Source organism: Pseudomonas sp. 008 (genome assembly GCF_016861935.1).
Classification (GTDB): Bacteria; Pseudomonadota; Gammaproteobacteria; order Pseudomonadales; family Pseudomonadaceae; genus Aquipseudomonas.
Genome location: NZ_BOMA01000015.1, coordinates 149,079 through 173,015, shown reverse-complemented (window position 1 = coordinate 173,015; position 23,937 = coordinate 149,079). Strand labels below are relative to the sequence as shown.

Sequence of the window (23,937 nt, the reverse complement as noted above, 5' to 3'; positions counted from 1 at the left end):
TCAAACGCAAACAGGATGACCTGATGCCGACGATCACCGAAAAGAAATAACCCAGCCGCCGCTTGCGCGGCCACCTCCTGCTCACTAACGTAGCGCCTTTGTCGCGTCACTACCCCCGCAGGAGCTTTGCCATGGCCTCGCCAGCCCTTACACATTTTCTTCCCCGGTTCGGCGTTGCCGCAGCAGTGGCCGGTGTTTTGAGCCTGACCGGTTGTCAGACCTGGAACGCCCAGGACACCCTCCCGCCCACCTCCGGCGTGCAACCGCTCAAGGGCCTGGCACAAAACGTTTCGGTTCGCCGCAATGCCATGGGCATGCCGCTGATCGAGAGCAACAGCTTCCACGATGCGCTGTTCACCCTCGGCTACGTGCACGCCAGCGACCGCATCAGCCAAATGGTCACTCTGCGCCTGCTGGCCCAGGGCCGTCTGGCGGAGATGTCCGGCGCGGACCTGCTCGATGCCGACCGCTACATGCGAGCGGTCAACCTGAAGAAAAGCGCGGATGAGCTGTATAAGGCCTCGTCGCCACGCCTCAAGCGTTTCTTCGAAGTCTATGCCCGCGGGGTCAACGCCTACCTGTTCCGCTACCGCGACAAGCTGCCGGCGGACCTCGCGGCCACCGGCTACAAGCCTGAGTACTGGAAACCGGAAGATTCGGCGCTGATGTTCTGCCTGCTGAACTTCAGCCAGTCGGCGAACCTGCCGGAAGAAATTTCCTCGCTGATGCTGGCCCAGACCGTCAGCACCGACAAACTGGCCTGGCTGACCCCGTCCGCTCCCGACGAAAAACTGCCGGTGGCTGAAGCTGAAAAACTTCAGGGCATCAAACTCACCGGGCAAATCCCGGGGCTGAGCGAAATCAGCAAAGCCACTGGTCAACTGTCGGATCTGAATCTGCTGGGCGCTACCTCCTCGAACAACTGGGCGATCGCCCCGCAACGCAGCCGCAGCGGTAAGAGCCTGCTGGCCAGCGACAGCCATGGACCGCTGGGCGTCCCTTCGTTGTTCAGTTACGTGCAGATTCGCGCACCGAAATACCAGGCCTCCGGCGTAACCATTGCCGGGTTACCGATGGTGCTCGCTGGTTTCAACGGCAAAGTGGCGTGGAGCATGACCACAGTCATGGGCGACAACCAGGACGTGTTCCTGGAAAAAATCAAACGCCAGGGCAATGGCCTTTCCTACGAAGTGGGCGGCAAATGGCAGCCGGCGATCGTGCGCAACGAAACCTATTTCGTCAAAGGCCAGCGACCGATTCGCGAAGCGGTGTACGAAACTCGCCATGGGCCACTGCTCAACAGCGCCCAGGGCACGGCACTGGCGAATGGTTTCGGCCTGGCCCTGCAGGCGCCGGACTTCACCGATGACAAAACCCTGGACGCCTTTTTCGACCTATCCCGGGCGCAGAGTACCGAGAGAGCGTCGGACGCTAGCCGTGAAATCCGCGCCATCGCCCTGAATCTGGTGTTTGCCGATGCCAGCAATATCGGCTGGCAAGTCACCGGTCGCTACCCGAACCGTCGCGAAGGCGAAGGCTTGCTGCCGTCGCCGGGCTGGGAAGGTCGCTACGACTGGGACGGTTACGCCGACCCGATGCTCCATCCGTATGATCAGGACCCGGCGCAGGGCTGGCTCGGCACCGCCAACCAGCGGGTCATTCCCCATGGCTACGGCATGCAGCTGTCCAATTCCTGGGCGGCGCCGGAGCGTGGCGAACGCATGGCCGAACTGGCGGGCGCGGGCAAACACGACACCCGCAGCCTGATCGCCATGCAATACGACCAGACCACCACCTTCGCCGCCAAGCTGAAGAAGATGTTTGAAGCGCCGGGCATGGCCCAGCCACTCAAGCAGGCCATCGAAGCGTTGCCGGTGGCCGATCGCGGCAAGGCTCGCGAGGCGTATACCCGCTTGATGGCCTTCGACGGCAAACTCAGCCCGACTTCCGCCGACGCAGCGATTTACGAGTTGTTCCTGCAGGAAAGCACCAAACAGATTTTCCTCGACGAACTGGGCCCGGAAAGCAGCCCGGCGTGGAAAGCCTTTATCGCCAACGGCAAATTATCCTACGCGGCCCAGGCCGATCACCTGCTTGGGCGTGAGGACAGTCCGTTTTGGGATGACGTGCGCACCGCGCAGAAAGAAGACAAACCGGCGATCCTGGCCCGTAGCCTGGCGGCTGCGATCAGCGCGGGTGACAGCCAGCTGGGCGGTGATCACAAAGCCTGGCAGTGGGGCAAGCTGCACCGCTACGAGTGGAAAAACGCCAGCGGCCAGACCGTGCGCGGTCCGCTGGCGGCCGGCGGCGATCACACCACGCTCAACACCGCCTCGTTCGCCTGGGGTCAGGACTTCAACACCACGCAGGCCCCGGCCATGCGCTTTATTGTCGACTTCGGCCAGGCCGAGCCGCTGATGGGCCAGAACGCTACCGGCCAATCCGGCAACCCGGCCAGCCCGCACTATCTCGACAGCGTCGATCCATGGCTCAAGGGTCAATACATGAGCCTGCCGATGCAGCCGCAGAACTTTGACAAGGTGTATGGCAAGACGCGGTTGACGTTGACGCCTGGCAAGTAACAAAGATCGCAGCCTGCGGCAGCGCCTACAGGGGATTCGCACCCATTTGTAAGCGCTGCCGCAGGCTGCGATCTTTTGTTTTTAATCTCTGTGAAAATAAATAGAACTTCTCGTTTCGGGCAAACCTCCTAGCTAACAGGCCTCTCCATTCTGGTAACAATATGGACCTTGTTATCGCACGTCCTGAAGGTTTGTACTGCCCGCCCGGGGATTTCTATATCGACCCGTGGCGCCCTGTCGAGCGCTCAGTCATCACCCACGCTCATAGCGACCATGCTCGCCGTGGCAATCAACACTATCTGGCGGCGGCCCCGGGTGCGGGCATTCTGCGCGCGCAGCTGGGCCAGAACATCAACCTGCAAACGCTGCCCTATGGCGAGCAATTGCTGCACCATGGCGTAAAACTGAGTTTTCACCCCGCAGGCCACATGCTCGGCTCAGCCCAGGTGCGGTTGGAATTCGGCGGTGAGGTCTGGGTCGCCTCCGGTGATTACAAAACAGAGCCCGACGGCACCTGTGCACCGTTCGAACCGGTGCGCTGTCACACCTTCATCACAGAATCGACGTTCGGCCTGCCGATTTACCGCTGGCAACCCCAGGCGCAAATCCTTGCCGAGATCAATCAGTGGTGGCGGGCCAACGCCGCAGTCGATAAAACCAGCGTGCTGCTCTGCCATGCCTTCGGCAAGGCTCAGCGGATTCTTCATGGCCTCGATACCAGCCTGGGCCCCATCCTGGTGCATGGCGCGATTGAGCCGATCAATCAGTTTTATCGTCAGAGCGGCATTCATTTACCGCCAACGATTTATGCCAGCGAAATAAAAAAGCAGGATCCGATGATGCGCAAAGCTCTGGTCCTCGCGCCGCCTGCAACGGGTACCAGCAATTGGGTACGGCGCTTCGGCGACTACAGCGATGCCCTCGCCAGCGGTTGGATGCGTTTGCGCGGCACGCAGCGGCGGCATGGTGTGGATCGTGGTTTCGTGTTGTCCGATCACGCCGATTGGCCCGGCCTGCTCTGGGCCATCGAACAGTCCGGGGCCGAGCGGGTGAAGGTCACCCATGGATCGATCGGAGTGCTGGTGCGGCATCTGCGCGAACAGGGCCTTGATGCCATGGGACTGCGCACCGAATACGGCGACGACGAGAACAACGCAGCCTTCGAACCCGAGAGCACCGAGGTGCAGGCATGAAAGCCTTCGCCGAGCTGTATGCCGAACTCGATGCCACCACCTCAAGCAACGCCAAACTGGCGGCGATGCAGCATTATTTCGCCCAGGCCACGCCCGAAGATGCCGCCTGGGCGGTGTATTTGCTGGCCGGCGGGAGGTCTCGGCAATGGGTGCCGGTACGGGTGCTGCGCGACATGGCAATCGCGTGTTCCGGGCTCTCGCCCTGGTTGTTCGAGGAAAGCTACCAGGCGGTGGGTGATCTGGCGGAAACCATTTCGCTGGTGCTGCCCGAAACGCCTCACACGTCTACCGACAGACTGACGGTGTGGATTGAAGACAAACTGTTGCCGCTGCGTAGCGCGCCCCCGCGGGTCCTCGCCGAACGCCTGCCCGCGCTGTGGGCGCAACTGGATCGCCAGGGCCTGATGCTGTGCATCAAACTGATCACCGGCAGTTTCCGTGTCGGTGTCTCCAAATCGCAGGTCACCCGCGCCGTGGCAACTATGGCCGGGCTCGACGGTAAACGCGTGGCCCAGCGGCTGGTGGGTTACACCGCCCCGTCGCACCGCCCGAATGCCGCCAGTTACCTGAAGCTGATTGCCCCCGAAGCACCCGATGAACATGCCCAACGGGGTGGCCAACCCTACCCGTTCTTCCTTGCCCATGCGTTGTCGCAACCGGTTAAGCAGTTCGAAGCCCTGCTCGGCCCGGCCAGCCAATGGCAAGTGGAGTGGAAATGGGACGGCATCCGCGCCCAAGTGGTCAAGCGCGACGGTCGCTTATGGGTCTGGTCGCGAGGCGAAGAACTGGTGACCGAACGCTTCCCCGAACTGGGCAGCCTGGTTCACGACTTGCCCGACGGCACGGTGATCGACGGTGAAATCGTCGCCTGGAAAACCGCGCCCTCGGGCTCTGGGAGCGCTTGCGAGCGGCAATCGCCTGCGTCGCTGGCGGTGCAACCTTTCGCCCTGCTGCAAAAACGCAGCAGCCGTAACACGCTGGACAAGAAAATCCTCGATGAGGTGCCCGTGGTCATTCAGGCCTTTGACCTGCTCGAATGGCAGGGCCAGGATTTGCGCAACCAGACTCAGGCCATGCGCCGCACTCAGTTGGAACACCTCGTCACCACCTGCGCAAACCCGGTGTTACTTGCCTCGCCCATGTTGATCGGCGAAGACTGGTTCGACCTCGCCCGCCAACGGGAAGCCTCTCGCAAACTGAAGGTCGAAGGCATGATGCTCAAGGCCCGCGATGCGCAGTATGGCGTCGGGCGGAACAAAGACACGGGCGTGTGGTGGAAATGGAAAGTCGACCCGTTCAGTGTCGATGCAGTGCTGATCCATGCCCAGCAGGGTCATGGCCGCCAGGCCAGTCTCTACACTGATTACACTTTCGCCGTGTGGGACGGCCCACCCTCTGCCAGCGAGCGGACACTGGTGCCTTTCGCCAAGGCCTACTCCGGGTTGACCAACGAAGAAATCCGCCAGATCGACAGCATCGTACGCAAGACCACGGTTGAAAAATCCGGACCGGTGATCCGTGTGCAACCGAGCCTCGTGTTTGAGCTGGGATTCGAGAGCATTGCCCCGTCGAAACGGCACCCGAGCGGGATTGCGGTGCGGTTTCCGCGGATATTGCGCTGGCGGCTGGACAAGTCGGTGGAAGAAGCTGACAGCCTGGCGACGTTGCAGGATTTACTGGCTTGACCCGACTCTTGTGGCCCTGCCTTTGTAGCAGCTGGCGAAGCCTGCGTTCGGCTGCGCAGCAGTCGTGAATCCAGCTGATGCGGTCCGCCTGACTCACCGCAAGTTCTGATTTTTCGACTGCTGCGCAGCCGAACGCAGCCTCGCAGGCTCGACAGCTGCTACATAAATAACATCAAGATTTAATGGGCATGAGCCTCCCCGCGCACCATCCAGGCGCAAGAATCTGGCGATGCCCGTTTTCGTGCACAAATCGCGCTTTGCCACTTCCTGAATCATCTTTTAAAACGCTTGTTCGGGACTCTGGTTCGGAAATTGCTACTTTTAATAGGTCTTACGCTTTTCAGTAACAGTACTTCTGCGCCACAAGCGCTCATATTGGTTCTTAGGGATTGAATAATGAAAAAAGCATTGCTGACCCTTTCTGCACTGGCGTTGTGCATGGCCGCCGGCTCCGCGCTGGCAAAGGAATACAAAGAATTGCGTTTTGGCGTTGACCCTTCCTACGCGCCGTTCGAGTCCAAGGCAGCCGACGGTAGCCTGGTAGGCTTCGACATCGACCTGGGCAATGCAATCTGCGCCGAGCTGAAGGTCAAGTGCAAATGGGTCGAAAGCGATTTCGACGGCATGATTCCGGGCCTCAAAGCCAATAAATTCGACGGTGTGATCTCTTCGATGACCGTTACTCCGGCCCGCGAAAAAGTCATCGACTTCTCCAGCGAGCTGTTCTCCGGCCCTACCGCCTACGTGTTCAAGAAAGGCTCCGGCCTGAGCGCAGACGTCGCCTCATTGAAGGGCAAAACCGTCGGTTACGAGCAAGGCACCATTCAGGAAGCCTATGCCAAAGCCGTGCTGGACAAGGCCGGCGTGAAAACCCAGGCCTACGCCAACCAGGATCAGGTGTATTCCGACCTGACTTCCGGTCGTCTCGACGCCGCGATCCAGGACATGCTGCAAGCTGAACTTGGCTTCATCAAATCGCCAAAAGGCGCCGATTACGAAGTCAGCAAGCCCGTCGACAGCGAATTGCTGCCGGCCAAAACAGCAGTCGGTATCTCGAAAGGTAACAAAGAGCTGAAAGCACTTCTGGATAAAGGTATCAAAGCGTTACACGACGATGGCACCTACGCCACCATTCAGAAGAAACACTTTGGCGATCTGAATCTGTACAGCGGCAAGTAATGCCCGGCGCCCATCTCGCGATGGGCGCTTTTTTCACCCGATCAGGTTGCTGATTTATGTTTGAAAACCTATTACAAAACCTGGGGCTCTCAGCCTTCAGCCTTCAGGGCTTCGGTCCGTTGCTGTTGGAAGGCACTTGGATGACCATCAAATTATCGGTGTTGTCGCTGTTGGTGGCCGTGTTGCTCGGCCTGCTGGGCGCCAGCGCCAAGCTGTCAAAAGTCAAACTGCTGCGCGTGCCGGCGCAGATCTACACCACGCTGATTCGCGGGGTACCAGACCTGGTGCTGATGCTGCTGATCTTCTACAGCCTGCAAACCTGGCTGACCTCATTTACCGATTTCATGGAATGGGAATACATCGAGATCAACCCGTTCAGCGCCGGGGTCATCACCCTGGGCTTCATTTATGGCGCGTACTTCACCGAAACGTTCCGCGGGGCGATCCTTGCCGTGCCACGGGGCCAGGTCGAAGCCGCTACTGCTTACGGCCTCAAACGTGGCCAGCGTTTTCGTTTCGTGGTGTTCCCGCAAATGATGCGCTTCGCCCTGCCGGGCATCGGCAACAACTGGATGGTGATGCTCAAGGCCACCGCACTGGTCTCGATCATCGGCCTCGCCGACCTGGTCAAGGCTGCGCAGGACGCCGGTAAAAGCACCTATCAACTGTTCTACTTCCTGGTGCTGGCCGCATTGATCTACTTGCTGATCACCAGTGCCTCCAACGTTGTCCTGCGCTGGCTCGAACGCCGCTACGCCGCCGGTGCCCGGGAGGCCGTACGATGATCGAACTCTTGCAGGAATACTGGAAACCCTTCCTTTATACCGACGGCTACAACATCACCGGCCTGGCCATGACCATGTGGCTGCTCAGTGCGTCGATCTTCATCGGCTTTCTGGTGTCGATCCCGCTGTCCATCGCTCGGGTTTCCCCCAAGCTCTACCTGCGCTGGCCGGTGCAGTTCTACACCTATCTGTTTCGGGGTACGCCGCTCTATATTCAGCTGCTGATCTGTTACACCGGCATCTACAGCTTGGCGGCCGTGCGCGCGCAGCCCGTCCTTGATGCGTTCTTTCGCGATGCGATGAACTGCACGATCCTGGCCTTTGCCCTGAACACCTGCGCCTACACCACGGAAATCTTCGCCGGGGCGATTCGCAGCATGGCTCATGGCGAAGTCGAGGCGGCCAAGGCTTACGGTCTGTCAGGCTGGAAGCTCTATGCCTACATCATCATGCCGTCGGCGCTGCGTCGCTCGTTGCCTTACTACAGCAACGAAGTGATCCTGATGCTGCACTCGACCACCGTGGCGTTCACCGCGACCATCCCGGATGTCCTGAAAGTCGCTCGCGACGCCAACTCGGCGACCTTCCTGACCTTCCAGTCGTTCGGCATCGCCGCGCTGATCTACCTGACCGTTACCTTTGCGCTGGTCGGCCTGTTCCGCCTCGCCGAACGCCGATGGCTGGCCTTCCTCGGGCCGACTCACTAGGACAATTCGTACATGCGCCACCAGATTCATGACCTGCTGGCCCCACTGCCGGGGACCGTGCGACAGATCCACAGCTTTCACTTCGGCCCCCAGGCGGCCAAAGGCAAGATCTACATCCAGTCCTCCCTGCACGCCGATGAATTGCCCGGCATGCTGGTGGCCTGGCACCTCAAACAGCGTCTGGCGGAGCTGGAAGCCGCCGGCCGGCTGCGCAGCGAAATCGTGCTGGTGCCCGTGGCCAACCCGGTTGGCCTGGAACAAGTGTTGATGGACGTTCCATTGGGCCGCTACGAGCTGGAAAGCGGGCAGAACTTCAATCGCTGGTTCGTCGACTTGAGTGAAGAAGTCGCCAATGAGATCGAAGGCCTGCTGGGCGACGATCCACAACGCAACCTCGAACTGATCCGCAGCAGCCTGCGCGACGCATTGGCGCGCCATACCGCCAGCACGCAACTGCAATCCCAACGCCTGACCCTGCAACGACTGGCTTGCGACGCGGACATGGTGCTGGACCTGCATTGCGATTTCGAAGCCGTCGCGCACCTCTACACCACGCCCGAAGCCTGGCCTCAGGTCGAACCGCTGGCGCGTTACATCGGTGCCGAAGCCAGCCTGTTGGCCACCGACTCTGGCGGCCAGTCATTCGATGAATGCTTCACTCTGCTCTGGTGGCAGTTGAAAGAACGCTTCGGTGAGCATTTCGATATTCCGCTGGGCAGCTTTTCGGTCACCGTCGAATTGCGCGGTCAGGGCGACGTTAATCACCCGTTGGCCAGCCTCGATTGCCAAGCGCTGATCGATTATCTGATTCACTTCGGCGCGATTGCCGGTGAGCCGGCGCCCTTACCGGAACTGCCCTACCCGGCCACGCCACTGGCCGGCGTCGAACCGGTGGCGACACCCGTGGGCGGACTGCTGGTGTTTACGGCCCTGCCCGGGGAATACCTGGAGGCCGGGCAACTGATCGCCGAAGTCATCGACCCGATCAATGATCGCGTCACCCCTGTTCATTGCACCGTCGCCGGGCTGATGTATGCCCGTTCGCTACGGCGCATGGCCACTGCCGGCATGGTAATCGCCCACGTCGCGGGCACCGAAGCCTATCGCAGCGGCTATCTACTTTCGCCTTGAGGATGCATGCCCCATGTACAAACTGACCATCGAAGGCCTGCATAAAAGCTATGGCGATCATCAGGTGCTCAAAGGCGTTTCGCTCAAGGCCAAAACCGGCGACGTTATCAGCCTGATCGGCGCCAGCGGCTCGGGCAAAAGCACCTTTTTGCGCTGCATCAACTTTCTAGAGCAACCCAACGACGGCACCATGAGCATGGACGGCCAGAACATCCGCATGGCCAAGGACCGTCACGGTATCCATGTGGCCGACCCCGATGAGCTGCAACGGATCCGCACCCGCCTGGCCATGGTGTTCCAGCACTTCAACCTGTGGAGCCACATGACGGTGCTGGAAAACATCACCATGGCTCCGCGGCGGGTGCTCGGTTGTAGCAAGGCAGAAGCCGAGGACCGCGCCCGACGTTACCTCGACAAGGTTGGCCTGGCGCCGCGTGTGGCGGATCAGTACCCGGCGTTCCTGTCGGGCGGTCAGCAACAACGGGTAGCCATTGCCCGTGCGCTGGCCATGGAACCTGAAGTCATGCTGTTCGACGAACCAACCTCGGCACTCGACCCGGAACTGGTAGGCGAAGTGCTCAAGGTCATTCAGGGCCTGGCCGAGGAAGGCCGGACCATGATCATGGTCACCCATGAAATGAGCTTCGCCCGCAAAGTGTCGAGCCAGGTGCTGTTCCTGCATCAGGGGCTGGTGGAAGAAGAAGGCGCGCCGGAAGACGTGCTGGGCAATCCGAAGAGTGAGCGGTTGAAGCAGTTTTTGAGCGGCAACCTCAAGTAAAACGCCACCTTCCCGTGGGAGCGAGCGATGCTCGCTCCCACAAAAACGGGTATCAGACCACAGGCGCGGGAGGTGGCTCATCCGGCAGGGTGGGCTCTCCGGGTTCTGTCGGATCTTCATTGGGGGTGTCGGGATCAGGCTGATGGGGGATGCCCCCTGCCATGCTGACTGGCGGATGCGCCAACAAGGACCAGGCCAGCACGCCAACCTGATTGGGCTCGAGCCTTGCCAGTTCGGCACTTATTCGCGGATCGATCTTCATGAAGCACTCCTGAGCGATGGCCCGATCCGCCTTGCGCGAATCGGAGCAGTACACCCCATAGAGTGTACGCCCGCCCAGGAATTCCAACGGTTTGTCAGACGGTTGACTCAGGTACGCGGAAGGGTCACGCCACGCTGGCCCTGATACTTGCCGCCACGGTCTTTGTAGGACACTTCACATTCCTCGTCGGACTCGAGGAACAGCATCTGCGCCACGCCTTCGTTGGCGTAGATCTTCGCCGGCAGGTTGGTGGTGTTCGAGAACTCCAGGGTCACATGGCCTTCCCACTCGGGCTCGAGCGGGGTCACGTTGACGATGATGCCGCAGCGGGCGTAGGTGCTCTTGCCCAGACAGATGGTCAATACGTTGCGCGGAATGCGGAAGTATTCGACGGTACTGGCCAAGGCGAAGGAGTTTGGCGGGATGATGCACACGTCGCTGTGGATGTCGACGAAGCTGCCAGCGTCGAAGTTTTTCGGATCGACGATGGCCGAATTAATGTTGGTGAACACCTTGAAATGATTGGTGCAACGCACATCGTACCCGTAGCTCGACACACCATAGGAGATCACACGACTGTCGTCACTGCCGCGCATCTGACGTTCCACGAAGGGCTCGATCATGCCGTGCTCTTGCGCCATGCGGCGAATCCACTTGTCCGATTTGATGCTCATGGCGGGTGTCCTGAATAGCGAGGTGGAAAAATTCTGTCCGGCATCTTACCGGGCAGGCGCTCCGGGTTCAAAGTCCGGGCGACAATTCTCGCCGTTCCCCCGTGAATTCCGTGGCCTCACCGCCATGTTATTAACCGTCAGTCATTAAAAAAGAGAAACCTTCGCAAGAACCATTGGCACGTTCCGGAAAAAGGGTTAAGGTGGCGCCACTGTGCTGCTTGTGTCACTGAGAATCTCTACACGATATGTTGAATTTCGATCCAACCATCTACAAGAATTTTTCCTGCTCTTTGCACTCAGTCTCGGCCAGGGTTCTTCCTGAGTCGCAGTTATCTTTGTTCAAGGAGTTACACCATGTCTAATCGCCAAACCGGTACCGTTAAGTGGTTCAACGATGAAAAAGGCTTCGGCTTCATCACTCCACAATCCGGTGACGACCTGTTCGTTCACTTCAAAGCTATCCAATCCGACGGCTTCAAAAGCCTGAAAGAAGGCCAACAGGTTTCTTTCATCGCTACCCGCGGTCAGAAAGGCATGCAAGCTGAAGAAGTTCAAGTTATCTAACTTGTACTTGCTTTAGTAAAAGGCCCCGCCCTTAAAAGCGGGGCTTTTTTGTGCCTGTATGTTTTGTGTGGCAACAAAAAATCGCAGCCTTCGGCGGCACCCACAGGTGCGGAGCTGCCGAAGGCTGCGATCTTTTGATTTTCCAGCGTGTTACCAAGCCACGCCAAACCCTGCGGTATATCGGGTCTTGTTCAGGTCCGCATTGTCAGTACCACTGATGATGTCTTTCTCGGCCTTCAGGTTCAGCGACGCCCAGTCGGTGACTTTGTAGCGCAGGCCGGCCTCGGTATCGAGTGCGTAATCGGCGACACCCGACAGTGGCTTGCCCACTTCGCCTTTGGTGAAGAACTCGACCTTCTTGCCAATCAGGTAGCGGTTGTAGTCCCACTTCACGGCCAGGGAATAGAAGTTTTGCTTTCCGCCATCGGAAAATTCGTAGTCCGTACGGTTGAGGAGCGAGCCCAGGGAGAAGGCACCCAGTTCGTCATCCCAGAATTGATAACCAGGGCCGGTACCGACGGTGCGCTGACGGGAGAGTTCTTCGACCTTGTCGCGCTTGTAATTCAAACGCCCCTGCCAGAACCACTTCTCGGTGAGGAAGCGGTCGAGAGAATACTCGGCACGCCAGTTATCAGTGGTGACCACGTCATCCTGAAACTCGCGGTTGTACTCACCTTCCGCCGTATGACGCCACCGACCGTGACGCGCGGTGGTTTTGAAGCCGACGTCGTAATCATCGGTATCTTTTTCTGCGCGCTGATAATCCAGCGCCAGGTCGACGTTACCTTTAAACACCAAATCCTCGACCACCGGTTTGGGCTTGAGCATCTGCTGAATGCTGGCCAACTCCACAGTCTTGGGGCCATCGCCGTTGGCCAGGGTGACCTTGCCGTCCTCTGCCGCATGCAGCGACTTGGCCTTCTCGCCAGTGTAAGCATCCTGCTTGACCAACATTTGCTGATCGCTTTCCAGGGTTTTGACCTCTTTCCAGTCAATCGGAACCGCACCGGCATACGGGGTCTGGATCAACAGCTTGCCGCCATCGAAGAGCGTAATCTTGCCGCTCAGCTTGTCACCGTTCTTCAACCAGACCGTATCGGCGAGCAAAGGAGTGGAGGCACTGACAACAGCGAGGCACAGCAAGGTTCTGGGCAACATAAGCGAATCAAAAGCTCAACTTTGCGAAAAAAAATCGGCATTATTCTTGGAAATAAGGCCCTGGCAAGGACTGACCCGGCTATTTCTATTGAGTTCATTTCTCAACTGACAATCCAGGATTTACTCTACAGACGGTCAATGCGTATTTTTTTCAGGAACCCGGACGTGACCGACTCAACCGCTGAAACCGAAAGCGCAGCGCAAATCCGACGCACGGCGCTCTACCTGACCCTGGCACAAGTGCCCGAGGGCAAAGTCGTGAGTTACGGTCAGCTCGCCGAGCTGGCCGGACTGGGTCGCGCCGCCCGCTGGGTCGGGCGAACATTGAGCCAACTGCCCGGTGACACTAAATTGCCCTGGCATCGTGTGCTGGGTGCCGGTGGTCGGATCAGTCTGCCCGCAGGCAGCCCTTCAGGGGATGAACAGCGGGCCCGATTGCGCATGGAAGGCATCAGCATTCTGAACAATCGTGTTGATATTCAGCGCCATGGCTGGCGCCCGGTAGAGCACAGCGGTTAGAGTGCGCGCTTTGTTTCCGTAATTCTTGAGGCAGACTCCAGCCCATGCCCCGTAAAACCTGGCGCGCCGCGCTCGCCGCCTATGCCAGCCCCTCGACGCTCGTGCTGTTGCTGCTTGGTTTCGCCGCCGGCCTGCCCTACATGCTGGTGTTTTCGACGCTTTCAGTCTGGCTGCGCGAAGCTGGTGTTGCCCGTGAAACCATCGGCTATGCAAGCCTGATCGGCCTGGCCTACGCCTTTAAATGGGTCTGGTCCCCGCTGCTCGACCAGTGGCGCCTACCCCTGCTCGGCAAGCTTGGCCGACGACGCTCCTGGCTGGTGCTGGCCCAGGCACTGGTGATCCTCGGCCTGATCGGCATGGGTTTCTGCGACCCGCAAAAACACCTCTCCTGGCTGATCGCCATCGCTGTGGTAGTCGCCTTTGCTTCGGCAACGCAAGACATTGCCATCGATGCCTATCGCCTGGAAATCGTCGACGATACCCGCCAGGCTGCACTGGCGGCCAGCTACATGGCCGGTTATCGGGTCGCGGCCCTGCTGGCAACGGCGGGCGCGCTGTTTTTTGCCGAAGGCTTCGGCTCCACCGGTTTCAACTACAAACATGCGGCGTGGACTGGCACCTATCTGCTGTTCGGCATCTTGATGATCCCGGCGCTGCTGACCTCCCTCTTCATGCGCGAACCGCCGGTGCCACTGCGCACTCAGCTTCAGGCCGGACGCTACAGCTTCGTGCACCAGCTGGCGTCGGTGTTCGTGCTGATCGTACTGCTGGTGTCCGTACCGGCCATGTTCACCCAGTTCTACAATACCGACTTCGCCAGCGTGCTATTCAACGGTGTCAGCCTGCTCGACCTGTTGCTCGAAGACCGCGCATTCCTGCGGGCAATCCTCTATACCACGCTCACCGCCCTGTGCTTGTCGGCCATGGGCCGCCGTGGCCTGGCGCCGGTGCTGACGCCGGTCAACGACTTCATTCTGCGTTACCGCTGGCAAGCCCTGCTGCTGCTTGGGCTGATCGCCACCTACCGGATGTCCGATACGGTCATGGGCGTGATGGCCAACGTGTTCTACATCGACCAAGGGTTCACCAAGGATCAGATTGCCAGTGTCAGCAAGATTTTCGGCCTGATCATGACATTGGTCGGCGCCGGCATGGGCGGCTTGCTGATCGTGCGCTTCGGCATTCTGCCCATTCTGTTCATCGGCGGTGCCGCATCGGCGGCCACTAACCTGCTGTTCCTGATGCTCACGGACATGGGCGCCAATCTGCAGATGCTGATCGTCACCATTTCCCTGGACAACTTCAGCTCGGGCCTGGCGACTTCGGCTTTCGTCGCTTACCTGTCGAGCCTGACCAACCTCAAATTCTCCGCGACCCAGTACGCCCTGCTCAGCTCGATCATGCTCTTGTTGCCTCGTCTGATCGGCGGCTATTCAGGGGTCATGGTGGAAAAATTCGGCTACCACAACTTCTTCCTGATCACTGCCCTGCTGGGCGTTCCGACGCTGCTGTTGATCGCCTTGCACTGGTTCCAGGAAAACCGCCGTGCCGGTCCGACCCCGACGCCTGAACCGGCTCAGACCCCGGTCACGGAAGAATCGCAGCCTCTTTGATACAGGTCGCAGAGGGCGAGCAGTTTCTCGCCCTCCAGCCACACAGCCGGCCGCACGCCTGTACGCCAGCAGATCTCGCCCGTACAATGCCCCATTACTTCTCGTTATCAGCAACCGACAACGGCCAACCATGCGCACCAGTCAATTTTTGCTCGCCACACAGAAAGAAACGCCTTCCGACGCGGTCGTCATCAGCCATCAGCTGATGCTGCGCGCCGGCATGATCCGCAAACTCGCCTCGGGCCTGTACACCTGGCTGCCGATGGGCTTGCGAGTGATGCGCAAGGTCGAAGCCATCGTGCGTGAAGAAATGAACGCCGCCGGTTCTCTCGAAGTGTTGATGCCGAGCACTCAACCGGCTGAGCTGTGGCAGGAATCGGGTCGCTGGGAAGAGTACGGCCCTGAATTGCTGCGCTTCAAGGATCGCCACGGTCGCGACTTCTGCGCCGGCCCGACTCACGAAGAGGTCATCACCGACCTGATGCGCAACGAGTTGAGCAGCTACAAACAGCTGCCGATCAACCTGTATCAGATCCAGACCAAATTCCGTGACGAAATCCGCCCACGCTTCGGTTTGATGCGTGGCCGCGAATTCATCATGAAGGACGCCTACTCGTTCCATGCCGACCAGGCATCGCTGCAGGTCACCTACGACCGCATGCACCAGGCGTACTGCAACGTGTTCACCCGCCTGGGCCTGAAATTCCGTCCGGTTGAAGCTGACAACGGCTCCATCGGTGGCGCCGGTTCCCACGAGTTCCACGTACTGGCTGAGTCCGGCGAAGACGACATCGTCTTCAGCAACGGTTCCGACTACGCCGCGAACATCGAGAAAGCCGAAGCCGTACCGCGGGAAACCTCTCGTCCACTGCCTGCCGAAGAGCTGCGTCTGGTCGACACGCCGAACGCCAAGACAATTGCGCAACTGGTCGAAGGCTTCAACCTGCCGATCGAAAAAACCATCAAGACCCTGGTGGTGCACGCTGAAGAGAAAGGCAAGCTGATTGCCCTGATCATCCGTGGCGACCACGAACTGAACGAAATCAAGGCCGCCAACCAGCCTGGCGTTGCCAGCCCGCTGGTCATGGCTTCCGAAGCCGAACTGCGCGACGCCATTGGCGCCGGCGCCGGCTCCCTCGGCCCGCTGAACCTGCCGCTGCCGATCATCATCGACCGTTCCGTCGAACTGATGAGCGACTTCGGCATCGGTGCCAACATCGACGACAAGCACTACTTTGGCGTGAACTGGGAGCGCGATCTGCCGGTTCCGACCGTTGCCGACCTGCGCAACGTCGTGGCCGGTGATCCAAGCCCTGACGGCAAAGGCACCCTGGAAATCAAGCGCGGGATCGAAGTCGGGCACATCTTCCAGCTGGGCAACAAGTACAGCAAAGCGATGAAGTGCGAAGTGCTGGGCGAGAACGGCAAACCGGTCACCCTGGAAATGGGCTGCTACGGCATTGGTGTATCCCGCGTAGTAGCTGCCGCCATCGAACAGAACAACGACGAGAACGGGATCATCTGGAGCGACGCTCTGGCCCCGTTCCAGATTGCTCTGGTACCGCTGCGCTACGAAACCGAACAGGTTCGCGAAGCCACCGACAAGCTCTACGCAGAACTGACTGCTGCCGGTTTCGACGTGCTGCTGGACGACCGCGACAAGAAAACCAGCCCGGGCATCAAGTTCGCGGACATGGAGCTGATCGGCATTCCACACCGGATCGTGGTCAGTGACCGCGGCCTCGCCGACGGCAATCTGGAATACAAGAGCCGTACCGAAGCCGAGGCGCAAGCGCTGCCGGTCGCTGACGTGCTGTCTTTCCTCCAGGCCCGTATCCGCCGCTGACACCAGATAGAGACGTCATGTTCAAGCGAAACACCTTAGGCCTCGGTGGTGCCGCCCTGTGCGGCACCCTGCTGGTCAGCGGCTGTGCCAATCAGATGTCACAACGCAGCGAACACGAGGAGCGGGTCGAGCGTAAGTTGCTCGATCACAGCCTGCAGATCGATGTCGGCGAACCCAAAGTGCTGGAGCTGCCGCAACGCCGGGTGAAAATCCACGAGCAGAAGACCTTCGAAGTCACCGAATTCGAAGTCACACGCCACTATGACCGTTACACGCCTTACCAACCCTGGAGGGAGATCTATGAGATCCCGCTGGGCGCGGTGGCCGTAGTGGCCGGCGTCGGTGCGAACGTGGTCAACGTGTTCGCCCTCGGTAATCTGCCGGACAGCGTGACGAAGGATTGGCTCAGCTATGGTTTTGCCGGGCTCAACCCGTTCATGAACGTGCAGTCTCACGGTCGCGCACAGCAGAACCTGGCGGGCATCGACGAAGTCCAGCGTGACAAGCGCACGGAATACTCGAGCCTGCCCTGGAGCGAGCGTCCGGTGCAGGTCAAGGCCGGCAAGGACACGTTCGAGCTGAGCACCGACCGCAACGGTGTGTTGCGCCTGAACCTGCTGGACAGCCCGTTCGCCGAACATGACCTCAATCATCTGGGCAAGCTGCAGATCAGTGTCGAGGACAACAAAGACGATGTGCACACCGACTCGTCCCTGGCGATCAGCAACAACTTGCGCGGCAAGCTGCTCGAAGCCCATGAGCTGATTTACGACGACCTCGAAGACGACGAAGTAAGCCAGTGGGTGCACCGGGTCAAACGTCTGTCGGAACTGGGCCTGGAAGAAGAAGCCAGCGAACTGGAACAGAGCCTGATCGAACTGACCCGCAACGATCCCGAGTTGCAGGCTGAGTTCCTCAAGTCACTGACCAAGGATGCCGGGCGACTGGTGGCGGATCCGGGGCCGAATTAAGGCCTATTAAAAGATCGCAGCCTTCGACGGCTCCTACATTGGATGGAGTACACCCTGTAGGGGCTGCCGAAGGCTGCGATCTTTTGATTTTAAAATCTCACCGTTCAAACAACTCCAACTGTTCGAACCCGCCCCGCAAATCCTCCAGCCTCACCCCAATCCCCAACAACCGCACCGGTTTCCCGCCGCGATTGAAGGCCTGGGTCAGCAATAGCTGATAACTCCCCAGATCCCGCCCTGCCCCGGCCTGCTCCAACGTAGTCTGGGTAAAATCGTGGAACTTCACTTTGACGAACGGTTTGCCCGGGCGATAGCTGCTGTCGATCCGCGCCATTCGGCCATTCAGGGACTCCAGCAGCTCGGGCAATTTATCCAGACAACTCACCAGATCCGGCAGGTCCACGTCATAGGTGTTTTCAACGCTGATCGACTGCCGACGACTGTCGTTGTGCACTAACCGCTCATCGATCCCACGGGCCAGGCTCCAGAGTCGCTCGCCGAAGCTGCCGAATTCACGCACCAGCGCCAATTTGCTCCACTCGCGTAATTGCAGGCAATCGACGATGCCGAGCTTGCCCAGCTTGTCGGCGGTCACTTTGCCAACACCATGCAGTTTGCTCACCGGCAACCCGCTGACGAAGTCTTCCACCTGATCGGGCGTGATCACGAACAAGCCATTGGGCTTCTTCCAGTCGCTGGCGATCTTGGCAAGAAACTTGTTCGGCGCCACGCCGGCCGACACGGTGATGTGCAACTGATTGGACACCCGGCGACGAATATCCTGGGCGATTCGCGTGGCGCTGCCGCCAAAATGCGCACTCTCCGACACGTCGAGGTAAGCCTCGTCCAGGGAAAGCGGCTCGATCAGGTCGGTGTAATCGCGAAAGATCGTATGTATTTCCTTCGACGCCTCTCTATAGGCCTCCATGCGCGGCTTGACGATGGTCAGGTCCGGACACAGTTTCAAGGCATGTCCGGAAGACATGGCCGAGCGCACGCCATAAGCCCGCGCTTCATAGTTACAGGTAGCAATCACCCCACGCCGATCCGCCGAGCCACCCACCGCCAAAGGCTTACCGGCCAGGCGTGGGTCGTCACGCATCTCGATGGCGGCGTAGAAGCAGTCACAATCGACGTGGATGATTTTTCGCTGCGTCATATAAAAGCGGTGTTCATGGCGAAGAAATGAAGTATCGGCGTGTCGTACCGGCAGTATCTCACTGACACCTGTATATAGCACCAGTAGTCTGAATCTTCTTTTCAAGCGGTAGGAAAAGTACTGGAGGAATTTATTTTCTCAATCGAAAGCCACCTACCGATAGAGCCGAAAGCCTTGCCCTGCCTGCGTTTCAGCCCGATCCACACCCCACTTTTTCACCTAAGCGATTGAACAGGAACAGATTTTACCGAGATTGAAGGTTGACAGCCCGGCGATCCTCTGTAGAATGCCGACACACAGACGCGGGATGGAGCAGTCTGGTAGCTCGTCGGGCTCATAACCCGAAGGTCGTCGGTTCAAATCCGGCTCCCGCAACCAAACATCGAAAAAGGCTACTCGAAAGAGTGGCCTTTTTTGTGCGTGCCTGTTTTATAAAAAATCAGCGCTTCATGCTTTACCGAGCAGAAACGAGAAATCCTTCTGATTCCGAAACTTAGCGTTCCTCGGCGACCGTTCAGCGCTGATTCTTGTTTATTTGACCCATACTTGGATTAACGGTTGACACTCCGGCATTCGCCTGTAGAATGCCGCCACACAGACGCGGGATGGAGCAGTCTGGTAGCTCGTCGGGCTCATAACCCGAAGGTCGTCGGTTCAAATCCGGCTCCCGCAACCAAACATCAAAAAAGGCTACTCGAAAGAGTGGCCTTTTTTGTATCTGTTGAAAAAGTCCTTTCGCAACAATGATCTGTCACTGTGCAGTGAGCCGTTCAGGGTCGCCAGACTGTGAGTTCAGACCTAGGCTGAACCGCAAGGAAAACCCTCGACGACTGGTGATGCGCCATCGCCGATACCCGGTGAGACGCGTTAATATTTGTGATTATTTTTTTCTACAGGGATTGGTAACTTGGCTGGATACCCCCATCCTGTCGCGCACAATCCAAGAGGTGATTGATGCGCGCCAACTCGTCTGATCCACAAGACACCGTCACAGCGACACAACCGATCAAAGCCGAGCGTCTGCGCTTGCTGGATCGAATCAGCAAATACCGTCAACCCATCGGTCTGGCGGTCACTTTGCTGTTGTTCGCCATCGCGCTGATTGCCTGTCGTCACCTGCTGAGCGAACTCGATCTGTACGCACTGCACGACTCGATCCTGGAAGTGCCGAGACCGGCCTTGCTGGGTGCGTTAGGCGCGACCGTCGTCGGCTTCGTCATTCTGCTGGGTTACGAATGGTCGGCCAGCCGTTATGCCGGCGTGACACTGGCGCCGCGAGTCGTGGCGCTAGGGGGCTTCACTGCTTTCGCCATCGGCAATGCCATCGGCCTGTCGCTGCTGTCGGGGGGCTCGGTTCGCTACCGTCTATATGCACGGCATGGCGTGGGGGCTTCGGAAGTCGCGCACATGACGCTGTTTGCCAGCCTCTCGCTCGGCTGTGCCCTCCCGCCCCTGGCCGCCCTCGCCACCCTCAGCAACCTGCCAGCCGCCTCGCTGGCCCTGGGTTTCTCCGAGACGTTGCTGGGTGCGATTGCAGTGGCCGTGCTGCTGCTCGCCACAGTACTGGCGATCGGCATCTACCGCCGTCGCTTGCCGGAACAGCCTTACCCGGACAACCTGCTGGTCAAGGTCGGCCGCCGCACCTTGCGCCTGCCGGGCCGCCGCCTGACCTTCCTGCAACTGGTCATCACCGCCCTGGACGTGGCCGCCGCCGCGACAGTGCTCTATCTGTTGCTGCCCGAAGCGCCGCCCTTCGGTGCATTCCTGCTGGTCTATCTCCTGGCCCTGGCTGCCGGCGTGCTCAGCCACGTACCCGGCGGCGTCGGGGTGTTCGAAGCGATTTTGCTGGCGGCCTTCGCCGACAAGCTCGGCGCCGCGCCACTGGCTGCCGCCCTGCTGCTCTACCGCCTGATCTACGTGATCTTGCCGCTGCTGGTGGCTTGCGTACTGCTGCTGATCAACGAAGGCCAGCGCCTGTTTCAGACACGCCAGACACTACGTGCCGCCTCGGGCCTGGCCGCGCCGATTCTGGCGGTGCTGGTGTTCCTGTCCGGCGTGGTGCTGCTGTTCTCCGGTGTAACACCGGAGATCGATACTCGCCTTGAACACATCGGTTTTCTGATCCCGCATCGACTGGTCGACGCCTCGCACTTCGGCGCCAGCCTGGTGGGCGTGCTCTGCCTGCTGCTGGCTCAGGGCTTGCGTCGCCGCCTGTCGGCCGCGTGGATGCTGACCACTATTCTGTTGTTGGTCGGCGCCGTGCTCTCTCTGCTCAAAGGCTTCGATTGGGAAGAAGCCAGCCTGATGACCCTGACAGCAAGTTTGCTGGGGGTTTTCCGGCGGTCGTTCTACCGCCCCAGCCGCCTGACCGAGCTGCCGTTTTCGCCGCTGTATCTGGTGTCGAGTCTTTGCGTACTCGGCGCCTCGATCTGGTTGCTGCTGTTCGCCTATCAGGACGTTCCGTACAGCCATCAACTCTGGTGGCAGTTCACCCTCGACGCCGACGCCCCGCGAGGCTTGCGCTCATTGCTAGGTGCTGCAGTCCTGCTTGTAGTGGTATCGCTGACGTGGCTGCTGCGCACCGCGCGTCCGATAATCCACCTGCCAACCTCCGATGAACTGGAGCGCGCGGCAAAGATCCTCATGGCTTCAAACCAACCGGATGGCGGCCTGGCCCTGACCGGTGACAAGGCGCTGCTGTTCCACCCTAACGACGAGGCGTTCCTGATGTACGCCCGCCGTGGCCGCAGCCTGGTAGCGCTGTATGACCCGATCGGCCCGACCCAGCAACGGGCGGAAATGATCTGGCAGTTCCGTGACCTGTGCGATATCCATCACGCCCGCCCTGTGTTTTATCAAGTACGCGCTGAGAACCTGCCGTACTACATGGACATCGGCCTGACCGCGATCAAGCTCGGCGAAGAAGCCCGGGTCGATCTCAAGCGTTTCGATCTCGAAGCCAAAGGCAAAGAGATGAAGGACCTGCGCTACACCTGGAACCGTGGCACCCGTGACGGCCTGTCGCTGGAGATTCATGAGCCGGGGCAAGCGCCGATGGACGAGCTCAAGGTGATTTCCGATGCCTGGCTGACCGGCAAGAATGTGCGCGAGAAAGGCTTCTCGCTCGGGCGTTTCAGCGATGACTACCTCAAGCACTTCCGCGTTGCGGTGATTCGTTTCGAAGGGCGCCCGGTGGCGTTCGCCAACCTGCTCGAGACCTACGGCCATGAACTGGCCAGCCTCGACCTGATGCGCGCGCACCCCGACGCCCCTAAGCTGACCATGGAATTCATGATGGTCGGCCTGATTCAACATTATAAAAATCATGGATACGCGCGGTTCAGCCTGGGCATGGTGCCGTTGTCGGGGTTGCAACCCCGGCGTGGTGCACCACTGACCCAGCGCTTGGGCTCGATGGTGTTCCGCCGTGGTGAGCAGCTGTACAACTTCCAAGGTTTGCGCCGCTTCAAAGACAAGTTCCAGCCTGACTGGGAACCCCGTTATATGGCCGTGCCTGCCGGACTCGATCCGCTGGTGGCCCTGGCCGACACTGCCGCCCTGATTGCGGGCGGCTTGACTGGATTGGTGAAACGCTGATGATTCAACGCTCCCTGCGGTACGTACTGGCCACACTGGTAGTGCTGGCCCTGATTGTCGGTGGCGGTTACTGGTACCTGAAACGCCCGGCACCCGAACCGACCCTCGAACTGCTGACGCCGGCCGATGGCGCCGTGATGACCCGCGTCATCCCCGGCACCACGCCGCGCGCGCAGGTGCTGGTGGCGGTCAATGAAGAGCAGAAGCTCAGCGATAAACAATTGATGACCCTGAGCCGCAGCGGCTCGGCGCAGATCGTCCAGGTGATCCTGCCCAAGGACTGCATCCAACAAAGTCGTGCCCTGCAAGCAGGCCTCAGAGAACTCAAAGGCCCGGCAACCCTGGTCAGCGGCATCGGCCCTGGCGCGGTGCTGGCATGGCGCTGGCTGTCCGAGCAGAAGGACGACAAGGCCCAGGCCATTTCGGTTGACCTGGCCCTGGAAAAACCCGGCTGTACCCACCTGTTGCCAAAAAGTGCCGCCCACGGTCACTGGCTGGTGGCCTGGAACGACAACCCGGACGACACCAGCGCCGGCTTCGTGCGTGACCAGCCCAACGCCGAAACCAGCATCAGCGACTACGACATCAACCTGCCGCAAGTGCTGAACAACGAACTGCGCAAAACCCTCGTCGGTGGCGATAAAGCCGCCGGCGGCCTGCAGATTCCGGTGGTCGAAGTGCCGGCCGGCCAGGCCAAGGACACCGTCACCCTGTTCCTCTCCGGCGACGGCGGCTGGCGCGACCTGGACCGCGACGTGGCCGGCGAGATGGCCAAGATCGGCTACCCGGTGGTCGGCATCGACACCCTGCGCTACTACTGGCAGCACAAGAGCCCGGAACAAAGCGCCCTGGACCTGACCGAACTGATGCAGCACTACCGGCAGAAATGGGGCACCAAGCGCTTCATCCTGACCGGCTACTCATTCGGCGCCGACGTTCTGCCAGCCATCTACAACCGCCTGCCGGAAGCCGAACAGCAGCGGGTCGACGCAATCATCCTGCTGGCCTTCGCCCGCACCGGCAGCTTCGAGATCGAAGTCGAAGGCTGGCTCGGCAACGCCGGCAAAGAAGCCGCCACCGGCCCGGAAATGGCCAAGCTGCCGCCGGCGAAAGTAGTGTGCATCTACGGCGAGGAAGAAGTCGACGAGAGCGGCTGCACCGACAAGACCGCCGTGGGCGAAGCGATGAAACTGCCTGGCGGCCATCACTTCGACGAGAACTACCCGGCGTTGGCGCAGCGATTGGTGGATGCCATCGTGAAGCGTCAAGCGAAGGAGACGGCGGCTCAGGAGTGATCTGAGTCCCCGGACACAAAAAAGCCCCCGACACCTTATGGTTGCGGGGGCTTTTTCATTAGCACGCAATTTAACCGCACCACAGGGGGCTGCGCTGAACTCAGATAAATGGGGACATGTTTAGTCTCGTTTACAGAAGGTGTCACAATATCGGATGACGCCCGCAGACCTTGTAGGCAAACTCCGAATCTCGCTTTTTGGGCACTTTGCCGCCTTGTTGCGTTTTTCTTCGACGGGAT

Annotated in this window: 19 protein-coding genes and 2 tRNA genes; 17 read left to right on the top strand and 4 right to left on the bottom strand. The window is 59.7% G+C overall.

Going from position 1 to position 23,937, the window contains the following annotated elements:
- Positions 1-131: 131 nt before the first annotated feature.
- From JUI81_RS26265 to JUI81_RS26230, 8 genes are all read left to right on the top strand, one after another.
- The gene (locus tag JUI81_RS26265) at positions 132-2,582 is read left to right on the top strand and encodes a penicillin acylase family protein (RefSeq protein WP_019580960.1); all 2,451 of its coding nucleotides are present in this window, start codon (positions 132-134) and stop codon (positions 2,580-2,582) included.
- A gap of 161 nt (positions 2,583-2,743) precedes the next feature.
- The gene (locus tag JUI81_RS26260; protein WP_204125328.1) at positions 2,744-3,775 is read left to right on the top strand and encodes a ligase-associated DNA damage response exonuclease; all 1,032 of its coding nucleotides are present in this window, start codon (positions 2,744-2,746) and stop codon (positions 3,773-3,775) included.
- Entirely contained in the window at positions 3,772-5,460 is a 1,689-nt protein-coding gene (locus tag JUI81_RS26255) for an ATP-dependent DNA ligase (protein WP_204125327.1), read from the top strand. The genes JUI81_RS26260 and JUI81_RS26255 overlap by 4 nt, the downstream gene beginning before the upstream one ends.
- A 396-nt stretch (positions 5,461-5,856) precedes the next feature.
- Positions 5,857-6,639, top strand: a complete 783-nt coding sequence (locus tag JUI81_RS26250) for a transporter substrate-binding domain-containing protein (protein WP_019580963.1) — start codon at positions 5,857-5,859, stop codon at positions 6,637-6,639.
- Between the two features lie 56 nt (positions 6,640-6,695).
- Positions 6,696-7,424 (top strand): ABC transporter permease, encoded by a 729-nt coding sequence (locus JUI81_RS26245; protein ID WP_204125326.1) that lies wholly within the window; start codon positions 6,696-6,698, stop codon positions 7,422-7,424.
- Complete coding sequence (locus JUI81_RS26240) at positions 7,421-8,131, top strand: ABC transporter permease (RefSeq protein WP_204125325.1); 711 nt, start codon at positions 7,421-7,423, stop codon at positions 8,129-8,131. The genes JUI81_RS26245 and JUI81_RS26240 overlap by 4 nt, the downstream gene beginning before the upstream one ends.
- Before the next feature lie 12 nt (positions 8,132-8,143).
- Complete coding sequence (locus JUI81_RS26235) at positions 8,144-9,262, top strand: succinylglutamate desuccinylase/aspartoacylase family protein (protein WP_204125324.1); 1,119 nt, start codon at positions 8,144-8,146, stop codon at positions 9,260-9,262.
- Between the two features lie 13 nt (positions 9,263-9,275).
- The gene (locus JUI81_RS26230) at positions 9,276-10,040 is read left to right on the top strand and encodes an ABC transporter ATP-binding protein (RefSeq protein ID WP_007940591.1); all 765 of its coding nucleotides are present in this window, start codon (positions 9,276-9,278) and stop codon (positions 10,038-10,040) included.
- Positions 10,041-10,092: 52 nt separating this feature from the next.
- Here JUI81_RS26230 and JUI81_RS26225 read toward each other — a convergent pair whose 3' ends face one another.
- Both JUI81_RS26225 and dcd read right to left on the bottom strand, forming a co-directional pair.
- Positions 10,093-10,302 carry a hypothetical protein gene (locus JUI81_RS26225; protein ID WP_019580966.1) on the bottom strand — a complete coding sequence of 70 codons (210 nt, stop codon included), beginning with the start codon at positions 10,300-10,302 and terminating at the stop codon, positions 10,093-10,095.
- Positions 10,303-10,409: 107 nt separating this feature from the next.
- Positions 10,410-10,976, bottom strand: a complete 567-nt coding sequence (gene dcd / locus JUI81_RS26220) for a dCTP deaminase (RefSeq protein ID WP_007940589.1) — start codon at positions 10,974-10,976, stop codon at positions 10,410-10,412.
- Between the two features lie 354 nt (positions 10,977-11,330).
- Here dcd and JUI81_RS26215 point away from each other — a divergent pair, with 354 nt between their 5' ends.
- Complete coding sequence (locus JUI81_RS26215) at positions 11,331-11,540, top strand: cold-shock protein (protein WP_002554837.1); 210 nt, start codon at positions 11,331-11,333, stop codon at positions 11,538-11,540.
- 150 nt (positions 11,541-11,690) lie between these two features.
- Here the strand turns inward: JUI81_RS26215 and JUI81_RS26210 are convergent, their stop codons facing one another.
- Positions 11,691-12,698 (bottom strand): DUF481 domain-containing protein, encoded by a 1,008-nt coding sequence (locus JUI81_RS26210; protein ID WP_019580967.1) that lies wholly within the window; start codon positions 12,696-12,698, stop codon positions 11,691-11,693.
- A gap of 138 nt (positions 12,699-12,836) precedes the next feature.
- Here JUI81_RS26210 and JUI81_RS26205 point away from each other — a divergent pair, with 138 nt between their 5' ends.
- The 4 genes from JUI81_RS26205 to JUI81_RS26190 all read left to right on the top strand — a co-directional run bounded on the left by JUI81_RS26205 (position 12,837) and on the right by JUI81_RS26190 (position 17,647).
- Positions 12,837-13,217, top strand: coding sequence for an MGMT family protein (locus tag JUI81_RS26205; RefSeq protein WP_230175526.1), 381 nt, complete (start codon positions 12,837-12,839; stop codon positions 13,215-13,217).
- A 44-nt stretch (positions 13,218-13,261) separates the two neighbouring features.
- The gene (locus JUI81_RS26200) at positions 13,262-14,830 is read left to right on the top strand and encodes an AmpG family muropeptide MFS transporter (RefSeq protein WP_096479615.1); all 1,569 of its coding nucleotides are present in this window, start codon (positions 13,262-13,264) and stop codon (positions 14,828-14,830) included.
- Between the two features lie 130 nt (positions 14,831-14,960).
- Entirely contained in the window at positions 14,961-16,676 is a 1,716-nt protein-coding gene (locus tag JUI81_RS26195; protein WP_019580970.1) for a proline--tRNA ligase, read from the top strand.
- 17 nt (positions 16,677-16,693) lie between these two features.
- Positions 16,694-17,647 carry a hypothetical protein gene (locus JUI81_RS26190; protein ID WP_019580971.1) on the top strand — a complete coding sequence of 318 codons (954 nt, stop codon included), beginning with the start codon at positions 16,694-16,696 and terminating at the stop codon, positions 17,645-17,647.
- A 97-nt stretch (positions 17,648-17,744) separates the two neighbouring features.
- Here the strand turns inward: JUI81_RS26190 and dinB are convergent, their stop codons facing one another.
- Positions 17,745-18,806 carry a DNA polymerase IV gene (dinB, locus tag JUI81_RS26185; RefSeq protein ID WP_019580972.1) on the bottom strand — a complete coding sequence of 354 codons (1,062 nt, stop codon included), beginning with the start codon at positions 18,804-18,806 and terminating at the stop codon, positions 17,745-17,747.
- A 301-nt stretch (positions 18,807-19,107) separates the two neighbouring features.
- Between dinB and JUI81_RS26180 the strand changes: the two genes are divergently transcribed.
- The 4 genes from JUI81_RS26180 (at position 19,108) to JUI81_RS26165 (ending at position 23,698) form a co-directional block, all read left to right on the top strand.
- Positions 19,108-19,184 (top strand) — tRNA-Met (locus JUI81_RS26180).
- 221 nt (positions 19,185-19,405) lie between these two features.
- A tRNA-Met gene (locus JUI81_RS26175) sits at positions 19,406-19,482 on the top strand.
- Positions 19,483-19,760: 278 nt separating this feature from the next.
- Entirely contained in the window at positions 19,761-22,403 is a 2,643-nt protein-coding gene (mprF, locus tag JUI81_RS26170; RefSeq protein ID WP_019580973.1) for a bifunctional lysylphosphatidylglycerol flippase/synthetase MprF, read from the top strand.
- Positions 22,403-23,698 carry a virulence factor family protein gene (locus JUI81_RS26165; RefSeq protein ID WP_096479614.1) on the top strand — a complete coding sequence of 432 codons (1,296 nt, stop codon included), beginning with the start codon at positions 22,403-22,405 and terminating at the stop codon, positions 23,696-23,698. Before mprF ends, JUI81_RS26165 begins: the two co-directional genes overlap by 1 nt.
- Positions 23,699-23,937: the final 239 nt, after the last annotated feature.

Bases quoted from the DNA above. Each gene is read 5' to 3' on its own strand.
- JUI81_RS26230 (WP_007940591.1), top strand. From the start codon at position 9,276: ATGTACAAACTGACCATCGAAGGCCTGCATAAAAGCTATGGCGATCAT.
- JUI81_RS26235 (WP_204125324.1), top strand. From the start codon at position 8,144: ATGCGCCACCAGATTCATGACCTGCTGGCCCCACTGCCGGGGACCGTG.
- JUI81_RS26205 (WP_230175526.1), top strand. From the start codon at position 12,837: ATGCGTATTTTTTTCAGGAACCCGGACGTGACCGACTCAACCGCTGAA.
- dinB (WP_019580972.1), bottom strand. From the start codon at position 18,806: ATGACGCAGCGAAAAATCATCCACGTCGATTGTGACTGCTTCTACGCC.
- JUI81_RS26210 (WP_019580967.1), bottom strand. From the start codon at position 12,698: ATGTTGCCCAGAACCTTGCTGTGCCTCGCTGTTGTCAGTGCCTCCACT.
- JUI81_RS26245 (WP_204125326.1), top strand. From the start codon at position 6,696: ATGTTTGAAAACCTATTACAAAACCTGGGGCTCTCAGCCTTCAGCCTT.
- JUI81_RS26225 (WP_019580966.1), bottom strand. From the start codon at position 10,302: ATGAAGATCGATCCGCGAATAAGTGCCGAACTGGCAAGGCTCGAGCCC.
- JUI81_RS26200 (WP_096479615.1), top strand. From the start codon at position 13,262: ATGCCCCGTAAAACCTGGCGCGCCGCGCTCGCCGCCTATGCCAGCCCC.
- JUI81_RS26215 (WP_002554837.1), top strand. From the start codon at position 11,331: ATGTCTAATCGCCAAACCGGTACCGTTAAGTGGTTCAACGATGAAAAA.
- mprF (WP_019580973.1), top strand. From the start codon at position 19,761: ATGCGCGCCAACTCGTCTGATCCACAAGACACCGTCACAGCGACACAA.
- dcd (WP_007940589.1), bottom strand. From the start codon at position 10,976: ATGAGCATCAAATCGGACAAGTGGATTCGCCGCATGGCGCAAGAGCAC.
- JUI81_RS26190 (WP_019580971.1), top strand. From the start codon at position 16,694: ATGTTCAAGCGAAACACCTTAGGCCTCGGTGGTGCCGCCCTGTGCGGC.
- JUI81_RS26195 (WP_019580970.1), top strand. From the start codon at position 14,961: ATGCGCACCAGTCAATTTTTGCTCGCCACACAGAAAGAAACGCCTTCC.
- JUI81_RS26165 (WP_096479614.1), top strand. From the start codon at position 22,403: ATGATTCAACGCTCCCTGCGGTACGTACTGGCCACACTGGTAGTGCTG.
- JUI81_RS26255 (WP_204125327.1), top strand. From the start codon at position 3,772: ATGAAAGCCTTCGCCGAGCTGTATGCCGAACTCGATGCCACCACCTCA.
- JUI81_RS26265 (WP_019580960.1), top strand. From the start codon at position 132: ATGGCCTCGCCAGCCCTTACACATTTTCTTCCCCGGTTCGGCGTTGCC.
- JUI81_RS26240 (WP_204125325.1), top strand. From the start codon at position 7,421: ATGATCGAACTCTTGCAGGAATACTGGAAACCCTTCCTTTATACCGAC.
- JUI81_RS26260 (WP_204125328.1), top strand. From the start codon at position 2,744: ATGGACCTTGTTATCGCACGTCCTGAAGGTTTGTACTGCCCGCCCGGG.
- JUI81_RS26250 (WP_019580963.1), top strand. From the start codon at position 5,857: ATGAAAAAAGCATTGCTGACCCTTTCTGCACTGGCGTTGTGCATGGCC.